Genomic DNA, 16,518 nt, shown 5'->3' with positions numbered 1-16,518 from the left:
GGAAAATTTTATTTTAATTCTAGAACAAAGTCAAAAAAACTTTAAAGTATCAGTATTAAAAGAGAAAAGTTTTCTACAGTAACCGGGTTAATGAATAGCATAAAAACAAGATGCAATAAGTAAGAATACAGAGGGACGAGGTTTATGAAAAAACCCTCTAAAAGCTCATAATTAATAAATCAAAGTCCACTCTACCTACACCCACCACTACGATCACGCAGTTTTAATCTGAATTTACACCTCGCTATTTTTTTAAAATCGGATATTCGCTTTGGTATAACTACAAATGATTACACAACAGACGATACAGCAGATAACTAACCGCATTGATATAGTAGAGATCGTAGGCGAATTTGTAAAGCTTAAGAAGCGTGGAGCAAATTATTTAGGTAATTGCCCTTTTCACAACGAAAAATCGCCGTCGTTCACGGTTTCACCCAGCAAAGAAATTTACAAATGCTTTGGTTGTGGCAAAAGCGGCAACGCAATCGGCTTTGTGATGGAGCATGAAAAGTATACCTACGTCGAAGCCCTTAAATGGATTGCCGCCCGATACAATATAGAGATCGAAGAAACTGTAACAAGCCCGGAAGTAAAACAGCAACAACAGGTTGCCGAAAGCCTTTTAATTCTTAATTCTTTCGCCCAAAAATACTTCTCAAAAAATCTTACAGAAACCGAAGAAGGACAATCAGCTGCCCTTTCATATTTAAAGCACCGCGGCTTTAGAGAGGAAGTCATTGAAAAATTTCAATTAGGATACAACCTCGAAGCGAAAGATGACCTCGTGACAATCTTACAAAAAAGTCAGTTTAGCCTTGAAGTAGCGCAGAAAGCTGGGTTGGTGACGAATAGGAACGACTCATTTTACGACAGCTATCGCGGTCGTATCATTTTTCCAATACATAACCAAAGTGGTAAGATCATAGGGTTTGGAGCAAGGGTTATTAAGTCTAACGAAAAGGCACCGAAATACATCAATACCCCGGAAAACGAGGTGTATGTAAAAAGTAAAATACTGTACGGTACCTACTTTGCGCGACAAGCCATCAATAAGTTCGATGAGTGCCTGCTTGTTGAAGGGTATACCGATGTTGTAAGCTTGCACCAGGCTGGTATAGAGAACGTGGTGGCCAGTGGAGGTACTTCCCTGACTATTGATCAGTTGAGATTGATACGGAAGCATACAAACAACCTCACTATTATTTATGATGGCGATAGTGCTGGAGTAAAAGCGGCGCTTAGGGGTTTGGATATGGCGCTGGAAGAAGGTCTCAACGTGAAGTTGGTGCTGATACCCGACAACGAGGACCCCGATAGCTATGTAAAGAAAATTGGAGCGACACCCTTCAGGGCGTTTGTAGACGAGAATAAAAAGGACTTTATAATATTCCAGTTGGAAGTGATGCTGAAGGATGCAGGGAATGACACCGCAAAAAAATCGGCAGTTGTTAACCAGGTGGCTGAAACTTTAAGCAAATTTCACAGGGCCGAAGATTTTACGAAGCAGCAGGATTATATCAGGCAGTGTTCGGGCATTCTTAAAATTGATGAAGGTGGTCTTACTACGCTGGTAAACAAGTTGAAGCGTGAAAAAATTACTAAGGAGGAAAATAGGCAGGTAAATACTCCTGATCCCTACCCTGTTGATTCTGGAAATAATGTACCGGCGGAGGAAACATCTTCCCTGCTTATAAATGATGAATACCAGGAAAGAAATTTATTGAGAGCCTTACTTGAATATGGACTGTTGTCTTGGGACGAAGAAAGAACAATGGCTGATTTTATTTTCGAAGAGTTGGAGCATTATTCCATTGAAGATCCTAACCTCGACAGTTTGTTGCAGGTCTACAAGGATTACTATTATAAGGGCCTGCAGCCGTCAACAAAAACGTTGCTGTACGATGAGAATGATAACGTAAGAAAACTTGCTGTACTTCTTAGCATTCAGCAATACGAATTAAGTCCTCGCTGGGATTCAAAGATGGAAGGAATGAATATAAATAACCGCGACGTGAGCAGGCAGGATGTTACGATGAGTTTAAATTACTTTAAGCTTAGGAAGATCAAAAAGATGTTCGACGAAAATCAGCGGGATATTGAGAAAGCAGCTTCATTTGAAGAGCAAATGGACCTGATTAAAATCCATAACGTGCTCAAGGATGAAGAACAAAAAATTACGCGCCAACTAGGGACCGTAATTTTTAAATAAGATCGACTTTGAGGAGATCAATAGTAGCACGAAAGATGAACGGATTGCGACGCAACAATGCAGAATAGTCCTCCAAATGCTGGTACCAAAAACAAAAACTACTTGCTCAACAACTCATAACATTGCTGGGCAATTTCAAGTTCTTCGTTGGTAGGAATAACCAATATTTTCACAGGAGAGTTTTCTGTACTAATTTCCTTCAAACCGCTGGACGGTACTTTGTTTCTCTCATCATCCAATTTTATTCCGAGGAAATCAAGGTTTGCACATGCCCGTTTTCTAACGTTTTCATCGTTCTCTCCTACTCCTGCTGTAAACACAATAGCATCCAATCCGTTTAGCACTGCCGTGTAGGCGCCAATATATTTTTTGATGCGATAAGCGTACATTTCGTACGCCATTTCTGCTTCCCTGTCACCTTCGGCGATTGCTTTTGAAATATCACGCATGTCGCTGAACCCCGTAAGCCCCTGCATACCACTTTGCTTGTTTAGCAGAGCCTTTACCTTATCGAGTTCGTAACCTACTTCATCAACCAAATGAAAGATAACCGAAGGATCTATATCACCGGAACGGGTGCCCATAACCAAGCCACTTAAAGGACCAAAACCCATGCTTGTGTCGATGCTTTTACCGCCATCAACCGCGGCCATACTGCAGCCGTTACCCAGATGAATGGTAATAATTCTTGCTTTTGGGTTATGTAAATATTCAGCAGCGCGTTGGCTCACATACTTATGACTTGTACCGTGAAAACCGTAGGCACGAATGCGGAGGTCTTTATAAAAAGATTGAGGAATGGCATAACGAAAAGCCTTCTCGGGCATCGCCTGGTGAAAAGCAGTATCGAAAACCGCCACCTGGACCGCCTTTGTAAAAATCTTTTCAGCCACTTCAATCCCGGTATAATTAGCAGGGTTATGAAGGGGCGCCAGTGGAAAAAGCCTTTTGATTTCCTCTTTTACCGCATCATTGATAACCGCGGTTGCAGCAAACGTTTCGCCTCCGTGTACTACCCTATGACCCACCACCTCTATATCTTCCGGCTCTTTTATTACGCCTGTATTTTTATCTGTAAGTAACGCAGCAACTTCCAGTAATCCCGCTTCGTGAGTGGGAAGGGTTAGTCTCTTTTTAATGACCTTTTCTTCGTTATCAATAAAAACTTTGTGGGTAATCGTTGATTCACTTAATCCTATACGTTCAAGCAAACCACTACAAACCGGCTTTTCGGAAGGAATTTTAAATAACTGGTATTTTATTGAACTGCTGCCACTATTGATAACAAAAATGTTCATCGGGAATAATTGAAAGAATTAAAAAGAGATGATCTGAAAATGAGACAATGTGAAATTTTAAAAATGAGTGAAGCCAATGCGTGCACCTGATAATTTTTGAAAGTGAGGCAACCAGACTTGGAAAGTTTTGCGGCAAAATTTTCAAATTTTCGAATTACCCATTTTCAAATTATTTATTCCTCTTGCGCTTGTATTGCAGTGATGATTACAGTGTTGAAGATATCATCTACGGTGCAACCGCGGCTAAGATCGTTTACTGGTTTGTTAAGTCCTTGCAGCATTGGCCCGATTGCCAAAGCACCTGTTTCTCTTTGGACCGCTTTGTAAGTATTGTTGCCTGTGTTCAAGTCTGGGAAGATGAGCACGCTTGCCTGCCCCGCTACTTCAGAATTTGGTAGTTTTTGTTTGCCCACTGTAGGGTCTACTGCAGCGTCGTATTGTATGGGCCCTTCCACTTTTAGGTCCGGCCGCTTTTGTCTGACGATCTCAGTTGCCTGTCGCACCTTTTCAACGTCTTCACCTTCGCCTGATGATCCTGACGAATACGACAACATAGCAATACGAGGTTCTATACCGAAACGTTGACTACTGGCTGCAGATGAAATGGCTATCTCTGCCAGCTGCTCAGCAGTCGGGTTTGGATTAACCGCGCAATCACCAAAAACAGATACACGGTCAGGAAGACACATAAAGAACACCGAAGAAACGACGGTAATGCCCGGCTTTGTTTTTACAAACTGCAAAGCAGGCCGAATGGTATGTTGGGTAGTGTGAATAGCGCCGGAAACCATTCCGTCTGCGTGACCTTTGTAAACCATCATCGTTCCAAAATATGATACATCAGTCATTAGATCGCGCGCCATTTCCATGTTCACGCTTTTATTCTTGCGCAACTCATACAGGGTGTTTACATAGTCTTCATAATACTCAGAATGAGCCGGATTAATGATACGGATGCGACTAAGATCAAGCGTTAAACCAAGGCGCTTAACGGATAAAGCAATTTCTTTAGGATCCCCAAGCAACGTAAGGGTAACGACTTCTTCGTTGACCAGCCGAGCAGTAGCCTTTAAGATTCTCTCATCAGTTCCCTCCGGCAACACGATATGTTTAATTACCTTCTTCGCCCACTTCGTCAATTGGTATTGAAACATGTGTGGCGTAATGCCTTCGGAAGTAAATGTTACGATCTTTTGGTCAAGCGCTTGCAAGTCCACACTCTTTTCAAAAATGCTGATCGCCAATTGAATTTTCTTTGTGTTATCGCCCGTGATTTTAGATTTTATTGCGCCTATTTGTTGCGATGTCTCAAATGTTCCTGTCTGCACAGTTATGATTGGAATAACCGTTTCCAGCCCTTTTAGAAGACGCATAATTGGCTCCTCTGTTGGGTAACCTGCCGTTAAAACGATCCCTGCTACTTTCGGGTAGCTCGCAGATAAATTTGCCTGTAAAGCGGCTATAATCATATCGCCGCGATCACCGGGAGTTATAATAAGAACGTTCTCTTTCAAATGATTTAGAAAATGAGGCACGTTCATAGCGCCGATAACAAAATTGTCAACCTGGTTACTCAATTGTTGCTCGCCAATTAATAATTCGCAGTCAAGGTTCTCTAAGATCTCCCTCATGCTCGGGCTCGAAAGCGACTTGTTTTGGGGTATTACGGCCACAATAGTTTCGTTGCTAAATGCATTAGTCAGTAACTGGCGAACGTCCTCCAATTGTTCCGACTTCACTTTATTTACCACCACCGCAAGCACCTGCACCTCTCGGGAGAGAAAGTTGCGGTTTACATTTAGAACAGCGCTTACAATTTCTGCTGTACTCCTATTTTCACCGTTGCTAACGACAATGACCGGGGCGCCAAGATTTTTCGCAACTGATAGGTTAAGTTCAAACTCAAAAGCCGTCCCTTCCCCCAAAAAATCACTTCCCTCAATCACAGTAAAATCATACTCTTCCTCTATCTTTTTGTACTTTCTTATAATTGAATTCATCATGTTCCCGCGGCTCTCGTTTTCCATTTGGCGCAGTGCCTGCGCCCTCGTATATGCATACGTATCTTCGTACCTTATGTCGAGGTTGAAATATGAGATGGCGGTTTCTATATGTGCGTCTTTGCCTTCAAGTGGGTCTACATTTATCACCGGTTTAAAGTATCCAATTCGTTTGGTCTTGCCCAGCAACATATTTACCAAACCAAGAGCCACAATCGATTTGCCGCTATAAGGTTCCGTAGTTGCTATAAAAATTGATTTCGTCATATCCAGGTATTTGCTTGCTGGCGAAGGTCAGAAAATGAATCGTTATTACAGGTGCTAATCATCATCAAAAACTTTTTGAATAGCATTTTCTTTTTGGGGCCACCACCATACCTGTTCTCAACATTCTTGCGTCGCACTCTTGTACGGTAAAATCTGTCTCAACTGGTACCGGGAGATTTTCACAAGTCTTCTAACCGAAGGTTAGTCTAACTCTATTAGTTTTAAAAAGTTTGTCACAAAGACGAATACTACTTTTACGAAAAATAGAACATGGAGTTTAAGCAAAAAGTGTATGAACTAGGTAAACAGATGGTAAATGACAAAGTTTTGCTACTTCAAAAAAACCTGGCCGATTTGATTGAAAGTACCAGGAATGAAACTAAAAGTTCCGCAGGCGACAAATATGAAACAGGCAGAGCCATGCTGCAAATAGAACAAGACAATGTAAGGAAACAACTGAAAGACGCGCTGGAGCAAAAAGCCGCATTTGAACAAATAGATATAGCCAGGGACTCTGCAAAAATTACACTGGGAAGCCTGGTAAAAACAGACAAAGGCTATTTCTTTATAAGCATCGCCCTTGGAAAAATGAGTATAGAAGATGCAGCAGTAATTGCTCTATCGCCTCAATCTCCTTTAGGTAGCAAGCTGATGAATTTAAAAGCCACCGAAAGCGCAAGTATGAACGGAACAACGTACACGATTGAGAGTATTCATTGATCGACTAACAACTGCGACAGAAATTTATGCGGATTACTTTTTCAGCATCTCAGAAAGATTATTAAATGTTTCGAAAGGCCCCTTTGAAACAAACATGTTGGTTACCCCTGCAGGAACGCTTCCACCCGGGTCCATTTTGAGGATATAAGTAATGTTCAATTTATTTTTCCCGTCAGACTTAACATCCCAGCTTGCATTAAAATAAGGAATGCGAACAATACCTTTTTTCTCCGGAATTGCATTGGGGATCCCAGCTGCAGACACCTTCAATGAGTTGTTTTTCACATCAGGGTTCAACACCATTTTAATGGGGACATCCCTGTTGCTAACGGGCCAAGGCAGAGCTGTTTCAGAATAATACAGAATTTCGTTCGGACCTATTTTCTTGATGACGTATGAGTCTTTTGTTCCGTACACCCATCCTTTGGTATTACCAACATTCAATAAAATCGTCATCAATTTCTGTATAGTTCCCTGGAAGACAGCTTCGACTTTTATGTCTTTATACTTCGATGTAGACTCTTTAGCCGTATATATTTTTATCCCGTTTTTGTCTTTATTCAGCTCCCATTCAACCTGCGAAAAAGCCGTATTTAAAATGCCAATGAAACAAACCGAGATAAGTAATCTTACAATCATTTTAAATGTTTTTGTTAATACTCCGCGTGATCCTTTTTAATTATTGTGCCTGCCCAAATTCTTAATCTTCCTAAACATATCGGACCAAATCCAAATAACGAAAGACTGTTGTCAGATAGAAAATAATCAAGCAGGTTTAATCAGGAAAAGTCGACGTTTTTATTTTATCATCTCTTTGGCGAAAACAAAAGACAATACTAAATAGTTCATACTAATAACTACTCTACTATTGGTTTGGGCTTATACTTTTTAAGACGTTTTTTCATAATTCGCCAAATAATAGCGAAAGCATATAAACCTGACAAGCTCACATATCCGTAATCCGGAAAAATAATGAACAAGGTAAGAGCAATTAGTAAAGCCGAACAAATGGAGATAGCAAAGTATTTGCTCTTAAGTAACATGTATTTCTTCTCAGGCTCGTACCCGCTTTTACTTAAGACCTTTTTGCGTACGAAAATGTAATTACACAAAGCGTATTGCGTCAAAAAAACGAGGGCGACGTTTACGGCATAGATGTACATCGGTAAGAAAAACGATGGTCTGAAATGCTCCAGCCCTGATGCAGAAAATGGAAAGCAAACAACAAAAAATAAAAAAAGCAGGTTGTAAAAAATGACACCGTTATCATACGTTCTTAAGTACTTGAAAATGTTTAAGTGCCGCGACCAAACAAGACCAATGAAGAAGAAACTAAACATAAAGGCCAGGAAGCCAATGATAGTTGGAGTAAACAGAGCGAGCACCTCTGAGTTAGAAGCACCTTTAGGCACATGAGGAAACTTTATCTCAATAATCAAAAGTGTTATGGCAATGGCAAATACAGCATCGCTAAAAAGTATCAGCCTTTCCAATTCAAATTCTTTCTCAAGTTCTGTAGTTTGTTCGCTCATAACAGTGGATGTAATTAAACAGGCGATTTTAAAAAATCAAGTTAGCGGAAATATTAAGCGGATGAATTCAAGCAATTATTTAATAACGCTTGTGACCAGGGAGCCTTTGCTTAAAAGTTTAGATATTGGGCAGGCTTTGTCGATTTGAAGCAGTCTTTCCTTTTGCTCATTTGTTAGAGCGCCGGTTGTTGAGACTTCGCATAAAAAAAAATGGCTAGGGCCTGTAGTGCTTTCTTCTCTTACCAAATCTACTTTCACGCTTATTTCACCCGCATCCCACTGCTTGCGTTGTACATACATCCTTAAGGTAATTGCCTTGCAGGCTGCGAGTGACATGCAGAGGTAATCACCAGGGGCAGGACCTTCATTGTTACCACCGGCTGCAATAGGTTCATCTGCTATCAGGGTATTGTCGTGAGACGTAAGCAAAGTTTTATAAGCGCTCGTTTGATTTAAGGCTTCAGCAGTTCCAACAACTTTCGGTTCGTTCACAGTATTTTTCAATAAATGTACGGTAAAAGAAAAAACTGACTTTAGTTAAGACGACAGAAAAGAAGGAGGTTAGATAATAATTGATAAGAGGCCATATCAAAGTATGGACGCATCAGCAACCCTTTAAGTATTAGGAACTATTCTTCAGCGGCCCGTTTATGTTCAACTTCTTTGATGTTGGCTTCGAACTTTACTTTTTTCAAATCAACACGTATAAGAGCAAATAAACTCATGTAAATATTTGCAATCCAGACAAGGGAAAAACCGGCTATTAAGTAACCGCGCCAGTCATTAAAGATTAATTTGAACCCAGTGATGACCAGCATGAATATGGTGACGTAGTGACTAAAGCAGTACTCGCAGGTAAAAAGGTAAAAGAATTTTCGTTGCAAAAGCTTCTGGCACTCTTTGCTTTTTTTCTCGCAAAATTCACGCGGCTCACGAAAAACTTCTTCGTGGGTCACCGTCCACGCGATACATGCAATAGGAATTGCAAGAAAAAAAAGATACAGAATTTGGGTACCTATGGGAATATCCATTCTTCAGACATTTTGTAGATATTCTATAAATAGTAAATATTTTGCCAGCATTAATTGGGGGAAGTGAATGCTCAAAACTTGTTGTACAAAAATTACTACAAGTTTAAGCAGTAAAAGAAAATCGTGCTAAAAAGGTACAAACCAGCGCTAACGATTAACGGAGCGTCGCAACGATGACGCCCAAAAATACAAACGCCGGTATCAAAAAAAGTTCATTCCTGATACCGGCATTACTACAGAAATTGCTAGTTTATATTTTGTAGCGCTTCTTTACTTAAAGGTTTCGAGATGAAATCTTGCACCAGCGTAAACTTTTTCGCTTTCTTATAATCTTCAGGATCGACGGTAGAAGACAGCAGATAAATACGGGGAAGCGACTTGAAACGTGATTTTATTTTGTCGAATTCTTCAAGAAAATCCCAGCCGTTCATAACGGGCATATTGATGTCGAGAAAAATAATTGTTGGGGCGGAGCAATCAGCTGCGAGGCCAGATAGGTATTCTATCCCAACCTTACCATTTTCGCATGATTTTACTCTTTCAGCAAACGATGACATTTTGATTATCCTGTCGCATACCATGATGGTGATCGGGTCATCTTCTACCAAAAGCACGTCTGTAAACTTCGCCATTACTAATCTTGTAATTTAAAAAATATCTTAAACTTCGTACCTACTCCGGGTTCACTTTCGACCTCAATCTTACCTCCCATGGCCGTGACCTGCGAACGGGTCATATATAGGCCCAACCCCTTGCCTTCTTTGTGTCCGTGAAAACGCTGGTATAGTCCGAAAAGTCTGTCGCGATAACGGTTGAGATCCATGCCCAGCCCGTTGTCTTCAAATTCAACTATGACCCAGTCCTCTGTTTTGTAAGAGGTAATTTTTATTTCGGGATTGCGGTCAGGAGAACTATATCTAATGGCGTTTGAAAGCATATTTAAGAAAATGCTCTCCAGGTGAATACGGCTATATTGTATCTGGTCGACCTGGGAAAAATTGGCTTTTATACTTCCCTTTTGCAGGTACAAAAGATTGTCTACATTCTTCTTAACTTCTATAAACACATCTGTGAAGCTAACTGTTTCGCGCTCTATATTAGGGTTTGACTTAATTACTAAAACGTTCACTAAATCATTCAAAGTCTGGTTTAATTGCTGGGTAGCTTCTTCAAACTTTTCTATCAATAACTGGTTAAATTCATCCAAAGGATTGTCTTTGTTATACAAACTCAACAAGCTCAACAAGTTTGCTACGGGCGCCCGTAAGTTGTGAGAAGTGATGAATGAAAACTGTTGGAGATCCTGGTTATTTTTCAGTAATTCTTCGGTCAAAGCTTTCTGCTCACCTTCGATTTTCTTCTTGTCTGTTATGTCACGAATAATCGTGGATAGATAACAGTTGCCATTACCGTCTTTCATTAAAACGGAGGTGACTTCTACGGGAACGTAATAACCTTTTTTATGCTTTAAAAACAATTCGCCAATATAAGATCCCGTGTCTTTTTGCACCTGTGCCATGTTTGCAACCAACGACGAATCAATGTCGAGAAGGTCATGGCTCTTTACGTTGATTAACTCTGAGTGAGCATAACCTAACATTTTACAAACCGCAGGGTTTGCAGAAACGATGTCGCCGTCTTCCTTGGAAAGAATAACGCCGTCTATACTGTTTTCGAATAACGATTTGAATTTGCTTTCAAGCGTTTGAAGGGCAAGGATAGCCATCTTGCTGTCTGTAATATCCTGCAGGGTCACCCTTAGTTTAACTGTCTTTCCGAATTCATCTTTTTCTGAGCCACCCATAGCAAGGATGACTTTGGTCAATCCGTCTTTTGAGTTGAAACGAAATTCGAGATTGAAGTCTTTGCCATGAACAATAGCGTCCTGGATTTCTTTCTTCACCAACTCCTTGTCATCCGGGTGCACCATGTTTCTAAGAAGGGACAGTTGGCGGCAGTTATCCAAAAGCTCCGGAACACCTAATATTTCATAAAAAAGCTCGGAGCAGAAAAAGTTTTTTGTAGCAGGATCAAACTCGACATAGCCGAGACGTGCTATTTTTTGTGCAGTCTTCAACCGATCGGAATGCAGAGCTACTTCCTCAGTTAGTTTTTTTCTTTCAGTGATTTCTGTTGAGGTAATAAAGACCCCGTGAATATCCTCCTGGGAATTAAAAAGTGGTCTGAAAGTATGACTGTAGACGTGTGCAACTTTATTTGCATCTACAAATTTGGTTTCCCTTTCAATTTCCTTTCCTTTAAATACCTGCTCAAATAAACTGATATACTCCGCTATTTCGTTCTTGCTAATTAAATCCAGCACAGAAATACCCGACTGTAACTCTACGTTATAAAAAAATGGAGAACGTTCTTGCGCGGCCTTGTTATAAGTAACGATTCGCAGGCGACTATTTAAAAGAATAAATGATTCTTCTGTGTTATTTAGGAGTAGTGAAAGTCTTTGTTCGGCATGAATGAGTGCATCGTCAGCAACCTTTTTTGTTTGAATGTTCCTAAAGCTCATCACAATGGCTTTTATGCTAGCATCGCTAAGCATATTGCGCGCATTGTTCTCAACCCAGATATAAACACCCTGCTTATTTTTTATGCGATATTCTGCAGTAAGTAGTTTTTCAGGTTGTCTGCGAATATTAATGAGCCAATCTCTTACATGCTCTTTGTCGTCGGGATGTACGAGTTCGATGGCATTTTTACCAAGAACTTCAGCGGCAGTATAGCCTAAAATTTCTTCGATCGCACCGCTGGTATAAGTGAAAACAAGTGCAGCATCAGTCAGCTGATACACACTCGTAGAGGTATTGATAAGTATTTTGTAAAAATCTTCATTCTCCGGTTTCCTGGTTGTCGCTGACCTGGATTCCTTTTTCTGGACCATTATCAGCGCTCCTTCAAAATTGTCTTCGTCGCTGGAGATATAAACCATGGAAATGGAAAACGATAAGGTTAGACTGCCTAAATAATCTATCTGCAGCTTTACCTTCTCCGTCTCGCGATTAAGTACTCTTTTTAGGTTTGAGATAAAACTATCAGGAAAAGATTTAAAGTCCCCGTCTCGTAGAACAGTCTCTATGTCTAGGCGGGATTCATTAAAGAGGTTGTGAAATTGGTGATACGCACCGTTGAAATTGATGATTTTGCGATTGTCATCTACCACCAGCCATCCAGTATTAGTTTCAGATAATAACTTTTCAATAAAATTCAAAAACGAAATATTGTTTGAAGCCATACTGTCAACTAAACTGTTTATCATAGATGGATGCTGCAATATAAATCGAATTGAAGATTATAATTGTAATAAACGTAAAATAATGGATTTAATTATCCCATCACATTGATATTAAGAGATTTAAAGTAAAGGGACAGCAACTTAAAAAATGCTTAACCCTCCGCACCTTTTTCCTGTACCACAACTAAGTCTCCTAAATCTACGCTCATCGGTAGCAATCCAACCTGCACAATAGCTCTTTTACCCCTTATCTCTTTGACAGATCCTACCTGGTAATTTTTTTTCAATTTTACTTTGGCACCAACCACTATATCTGAAGCCACTTCTTCGTACTTCCCCTGTACTTTTTTAGCCAGCTTGTTTGTAACGACCTCATCTTTCTTTTTAAACAACAAATTGTGCATTTGCTTGATGGGCTCGCTCTTGTCTTCTGCTTTTCGCCATTCTAATAAAATCTGCTTCAGCTTTCGCTCCATATCCTTTAGGTAGGCGATACGGTCTTCCTTCACCTGGTTTTGTTGCTTTAGCAATTCAACTTCCTGGCGGTGCCGCTCCTTATCCATCACTACCGTCATCTCTTTTTTGAGACGCTCATTTTCTTTAACCAATTTGTGCAAGTCACTTTCCTTTTTCTCAATCTGCCGCAAATCCTGCTCAGTTCTATTGAGTAATTTATCTAAGCTGAAATGGTCCTCGTCTACTAAACCCCTCGCTTTTTTAATTAAGTGAGGGGAAAGACCAATGCGTTCCGCAATTGAAAAAGTATATGAACTTCCGGGCTTTCCAATAATTAGTTTGTACAAAGGCAAGAGGTTTTGCTCATCGAAAGCCATCGCGCCGTTGATTATTCCCGGCACCTTGTTAGCCATTACTTTCAGGTTAAGGTAGTGGGTGGTGACAATGCCAAACGAATGTTTGTGAGCAAGTTCTTCCATTATGACTTCAGCGAAGGCTCCTCCAAGATTAGGATCACTTCCACTTCCTAATTCATCTATAAAAAAGAGTGTCTTGCCATTAGCCACTTCCATAAAATGCTTCATGTTTTTAAGATGGCTGCTGTAGGTGCTTAACTCAAACTCAAGACTTTGGGTGTCCCCAATATGAATCATCAATTGTTTGAAGATCCCCATCTGGGATGTGGGATGAACAGATACAAGCAAACCACTTTGAAGCATGATTTGCAAGAGACCAATAGTTTTGAGGGTAACTGTTTTCCCACCAGCATTAGGTCCGCTAATCACCAAAATCCGGTTTTTATCATTTAAAGTTATGGATAATGGAATGGTCGTCTTACCAGACTTTTTATTGTAGAGATATAACAGCGGATGGACCGCGTTTACGAGTTCTATATGTGCCTTATCCATTACAGTTGGCAACTCCCCGTTCATATCAATTGCCAGCTTCGCCTTTGCCTTAATGAAATCATATTCGCCTACTATTGCATGGTAAGTAGTAAGCAGCTCAGCGTATATAGAAAGGTCCGAAGTAAGTTTTCTTAGTATTCTTTGTACTTCTTTACTCTCTTCATTTTCTAGACTAAAAATGTCGTTGTTTAACTCAATTGTTTCTTCGGGTTCTATATAGGCAGTTTTGCGTGTATCACTTTCACCATGAAGTATTCCCTTTATTTGTCTTTTGTACTCGGAAAATACTGCTACTACCCTTCTTCCATTACTAAAACTTTCTTCTATATCTGCTGCATAACCCGATTTATTTAAGCGCGCTACCACCCTTTCAAAAACTCTTCGCAGCTCGTTACGCTTCTTGTATAAATTCAGCCTTATTTTCTGTAACTCGTCTGTTGCATTGTCTTTAACGTTGCCATACTCATCCAATACTTCATCCAGCATCTCAAGAATAGCCTTTTCATAATAAGTATCTTGAATGACCTTGGTTAGAGCGGGGTAAGCAATTCTCCGCTCGTTATCGAACCAGCGAAATATAGATTGAATGTTTAAAGCCAGTTTTCTTATTTGAACAAATTGCTCACCGATTAATACCGCACCCGGGATAGAAAGCAATTTTAAATCTTTAGTTAGATTGAGGACATAATCGCTGGGGAAATACTGGGCATTGAGCGTTATCAGCTTGAACTCATGCGACTGCTGCAGTTCTGTCTCGATAAATTCTTTTTTCGTATGGATGCGCAAGTCAGCAGCCTTCTTTTTAGCAAACTCGCTTTTGCAATGCTCGGTTAGCAATGCTTTAATCTTGTCAAACTCTAATTGTACCGGTGCTGATTCTGGAAATAACTTCATAGAAAACCTCTGCCCAATAAGGCACTTACTTTATTTTGAACGTGCAAAAGTAAAGTGTTCATCCCGCAAATAATCGTTAAGTGTACTTTACTTGGAAAGGAGATTATTAAATAAACATCCGGCAAAAGTGGTACTGTAATTTATACATAGATCAGCTTCCCTACTTATTACAGTTCTGAGTTGGAAAAAGGTCTAAAGTCAAACCACTGTTAAAAAAAATGTGATTATCCTATTCTGTTGTTAAGAGTTATTCCCCTCCTGCTCATCTTCAAGTTGTTCGATTAAGTTTGCAGCATCGTCAAAAAAGATAACAATTGGTAGATGATAACTAAAGCCATTACTATGAGGTATTTTTTAATAAGCAACCTGTTTGCTGCAATTACGCTTATCTCATGCGCCCAGAACCAGTCTTCCACCATGAACGCCGCTAACTTAAAGAGTACCACAAACATTAAAACAGACACAGCAACTTTTGGCGCTGGTTGCTTCTGGTGTGTGGAGGCAATTTTTCAGCAATTAGATGGAGTTTTAAAGGTTACGAGTGGTTATAGTGGCGGTCACATAAAAAACCCTACCTACGAACAAGTTTGCAGTAAAACAACTGGCCATGTAGAAGTGGCGCAGGTGATCTACGATCCGTCAAAAATTACTTTCGATGATTTGTTGCAGGTTTTTTGGAAAACGCATGATCCTACCACGCTTAACCAGCAGGGTAACGATCGCGGTCCGCAATACAGAAGTGTAGTTTTTTACCACAACGACGAACAAAAAAAGCTTTCTGAACAGTATAAAGAAGAACTTAATAAATCAGGCGCATGGCCTAACCCTATTGTTACTACCGTAGAACCTTTGAAGAATTTTTATGTAGCGGAAGATTATCACCAGAATTACTACAACGCAAACTCAGACCAGATGTATTGCCGCTACGTGATCCAACCAAAGTTGGAAAAGTTTGAAAAAGTGTTTAAAGACAAATTGAAGAAGAGCAAGAGCTTGTAGTACTTCGACAATTCAAACTATACTCCTAAATAAAAGACTGTAACCTCTGACCTTGCCCCAAAACGGAAAGGAAGCGTCGAAGTTCCAAATCCTCTTGAAAGATATAAATAAGGTGCATGCTTATTATACCACCCTTTCAGGTAGTCCCCAGACATTTTAGGTAATATAGGAGCAAATCCAAAAATACATACCTGTCCGCCATGGTTATGGCCCGCAAAAATGTACTGAATATTCAATTTTTTCTCTTCACACCGTGTTGAGTTGATCTGCTGCATTTCTTTCAAAATCGTTTCCTGCTGGAGAGGGCTATGTACTAAAAGCAAGTGATTTTCTTCTCGTTCGACATGCTTTATCGCTTTGGAAAAGGAAGGAGTGCCATTGATAAAATCGTCTACCCCGGTTATCATCAGTCTTTTGCCTGAGATCGAAAAAGCCTTCGATTCGTTCAATAGTAGCTGACAATTGTTTTGATCAAATAACTTTTGGTAGGTACCTATCCTAACCCTGTTTTTATGGTCATGATTTCCCATAATTGCAACTTTGGGAATTGAGTAGCGGATCATGCTGAAGAATTGGTGTGCCGGTGCATATATTCCATCTTCGTCAATCACATCGCCGGAAATTAAAATGAGGTCAGGATCCATTTCATTGATTTTTCTTGCAAGCCTCTTATACGACGGGTCAAGAAATTTTTTGATGTGGAGATCGGTTAAGAATAAGAGCTTTATTGTTTGCTGAGCCGTCTTCTTCCCTATGTCGTATGTTTTTATCTCGAAAAAATATTTTTCTAAAATCAGGGAATCTAAAAGCGAAATAGCGATACCTGTAAGTGCCGTTATTATTAAGTTCCTTTTTGTTATAATCTTCATGTTGCTGTCGAGGCTAAAACTAGCTACCAAAACAGAACCACCGATTAGAGACGGTACTACTGGCACACTTATTTACGCGAATATT

General features: G+C 40.0%; 13 protein-coding genes. 3 read left to right on the top strand and 10 right to left on the bottom strand.

The window, feature by feature from the left end; genetic code table 11:
- Positions 1-286: 286 nt before the first annotated feature.
- Positions 287-2,212 (top strand): DNA primase, encoded by a 1,926-nt coding sequence (dnaG, locus tag SAE01_RS03205; RefSeq protein WP_147202159.1) that lies wholly within the window; start codon positions 287-289, stop codon positions 2,210-2,212.
- Positions 2,213-2,310: 98 nt separating this feature from the next.
- Here the strand turns inward: dnaG and SAE01_RS03200 are convergent, their stop codons facing one another.
- Positions 2,311-3,510, bottom strand: a complete 1,200-nt coding sequence (locus SAE01_RS03200) for an acetate/propionate family kinase (RefSeq protein ID WP_147202157.1) — start codon at positions 3,508-3,510, stop codon at positions 2,311-2,313.
- Between the two features lie 173 nt (positions 3,511-3,683).
- Positions 3,684-5,777: a phosphate acetyltransferase gene (pta, locus tag SAE01_RS03195; RefSeq protein ID WP_147202155.1), complete on the bottom strand. Its 2,094-nt coding sequence runs from the start codon at positions 5,775-5,777 to the stop codon at positions 3,684-3,686.
- 270 nt (positions 5,778-6,047) lie between these two features.
- Here pta and SAE01_RS03190 point away from each other — a divergent pair, with 270 nt between their 5' ends.
- Positions 6,048-6,497 (top strand): hypothetical protein, encoded by a 450-nt coding sequence (locus tag SAE01_RS03190; protein ID WP_147202153.1) that lies wholly within the window; start codon positions 6,048-6,050, stop codon positions 6,495-6,497.
- Positions 6,498-6,530: 33 nt separating this feature from the next.
- Here the strand turns inward: SAE01_RS03190 and SAE01_RS03185 are convergent, their stop codons facing one another.
- The 7 genes from SAE01_RS03185 to SAE01_RS03155 all read right to left on the bottom strand — a co-directional run bounded on the left by SAE01_RS03185 (position 6,531) and on the right by SAE01_RS03155 (position 14,565).
- On the bottom strand, positions 6,531-7,136 hold the full coding sequence (locus SAE01_RS03185) for an START domain-containing protein (RefSeq protein WP_147202151.1): 606 nt from the start codon (positions 7,134-7,136) through the stop codon (positions 6,531-6,533).
- A 218-nt stretch (positions 7,137-7,354) separates the two neighbouring features.
- Positions 7,355-8,029, bottom strand: a complete 675-nt coding sequence (locus SAE01_RS03180) for a TMEM175 family protein (RefSeq protein ID WP_147202149.1) — start codon at positions 8,027-8,029, stop codon at positions 7,355-7,357.
- Positions 8,030-8,104: 75 nt separating this feature from the next.
- Positions 8,105-8,521 (bottom strand): OsmC family protein, encoded by a 417-nt coding sequence (locus SAE01_RS03175; RefSeq protein ID WP_147202147.1) that lies wholly within the window; start codon positions 8,519-8,521, stop codon positions 8,105-8,107.
- Between the two features lie 137 nt (positions 8,522-8,658).
- Positions 8,659-9,060 carry a hypothetical protein gene (locus tag SAE01_RS03170; RefSeq protein WP_147202146.1) on the bottom strand — a complete coding sequence of 134 codons (402 nt, stop codon included), beginning with the start codon at positions 9,058-9,060 and terminating at the stop codon, positions 8,659-8,661.
- A 245-nt stretch (positions 9,061-9,305) separates the two neighbouring features.
- On the bottom strand, positions 9,306-9,692 hold the full coding sequence (locus SAE01_RS03165; RefSeq protein ID WP_147202144.1) for a response regulator: 387 nt from the start codon (positions 9,690-9,692) through the stop codon (positions 9,306-9,308).
- 2 nt (positions 9,693-9,694) lie between these two features.
- Complete coding sequence (locus SAE01_RS03160) at positions 9,695-12,307, bottom strand: PAS domain-containing sensor histidine kinase (RefSeq protein WP_218029058.1); 2,613 nt, start codon at positions 12,305-12,307, stop codon at positions 9,695-9,697.
- Between the two features lie 152 nt (positions 12,308-12,459).
- Positions 12,460-14,565, bottom strand: a complete 2,106-nt coding sequence (locus tag SAE01_RS03155; protein ID WP_147202140.1) for an endonuclease MutS2 — start codon at positions 14,563-14,565, stop codon at positions 12,460-12,462.
- Positions 14,566-14,907: 342 nt separating this feature from the next.
- Between SAE01_RS03155 and msrA the strand changes: the two genes are divergently transcribed.
- Entirely contained in the window at positions 14,908-15,564 is a 657-nt protein-coding gene (gene msrA / locus SAE01_RS03150; RefSeq protein WP_147202138.1) for a peptide-methionine (S)-S-oxide reductase MsrA, read from the top strand.
- Between the two features lie 17 nt (positions 15,565-15,581).
- Here msrA and SAE01_RS03145 read toward each other — a convergent pair whose 3' ends face one another.
- Entirely contained in the window at positions 15,582-16,499 is a 918-nt protein-coding gene (locus SAE01_RS03145) for a metallophosphoesterase (protein WP_218029056.1), read from the bottom strand.
- Positions 16,500-16,518 lie beyond the last annotated feature (19 nt).

The sequence above is a fragment of the Segetibacter aerophilus genome (assembly GCF_007991655.1).
Lineage (GTDB): Bacteria > Bacteroidota > Bacteroidia > Chitinophagales > Chitinophagaceae > Segetibacter > Segetibacter aerophilus.
The sequence above is the reverse complement of the archived record's forward strand: the minus strand, read 5'-3'. Positions and strand labels throughout refer to the sequence as shown.

What these genes read in the sequence shown, in the direction of transcription:
- SAE01_RS03190 (WP_147202153.1), top strand. Translation starts at nt 6,048, where the DNA reads ATGGAGTTTAAGCAAAAAGTGTATGAACTAGGTAAACAGATGGTAAAT.
- dnaG (WP_147202159.1), top strand. Translation starts at nt 287, where the DNA reads ATGATTACACAACAGACGATACAGCAGATAACTAACCGCATTGATATA.
- SAE01_RS03160 (WP_218029058.1), bottom strand. Translation starts at nt 12,307, where the DNA reads ATGGCTTCAAACAATATTTCGTTTTTGAATTTTATTGAAAAGTTATTA.
- pta (WP_147202155.1), bottom strand. Translation starts at nt 5,777, where the DNA reads ATGACGAAATCAATTTTTATAGCAACTACGGAACCTTATAGCGGCAAA.
- SAE01_RS03165 (WP_147202144.1), bottom strand. Translation starts at nt 9,692, where the DNA reads ATGGCGAAGTTTACAGACGTGCTTTTGGTAGAAGATGACCCGATCACC.
- SAE01_RS03155 (WP_147202140.1), bottom strand. Translation starts at nt 14,565, where the DNA reads ATGAAGTTATTTCCAGAATCAGCACCGGTACAATTAGAGTTTGACAAG.
- SAE01_RS03185 (WP_147202151.1), bottom strand. Translation starts at nt 7,136, where the DNA reads ATGATTGTAAGATTACTTATCTCGGTTTGTTTCATTGGCATTTTAAAT.
- SAE01_RS03170 (WP_147202146.1), bottom strand. Translation starts at nt 9,060, where the DNA reads ATGGATATTCCCATAGGTACCCAAATTCTGTATCTTTTTTTTCTTGCA.
- msrA (WP_147202138.1), top strand. Translation starts at nt 14,908, where the DNA reads ATGAGGTATTTTTTAATAAGCAACCTGTTTGCTGCAATTACGCTTATC.
- SAE01_RS03180 (WP_147202149.1), bottom strand. Translation starts at nt 8,029, where the DNA reads ATGAGCGAACAAACTACAGAACTTGAGAAAGAATTTGAATTGGAAAGG.
- SAE01_RS03200 (WP_147202157.1), bottom strand. Translation starts at nt 3,510, where the DNA reads ATGAACATTTTTGTTATCAATAGTGGCAGCAGTTCAATAAAATACCAG.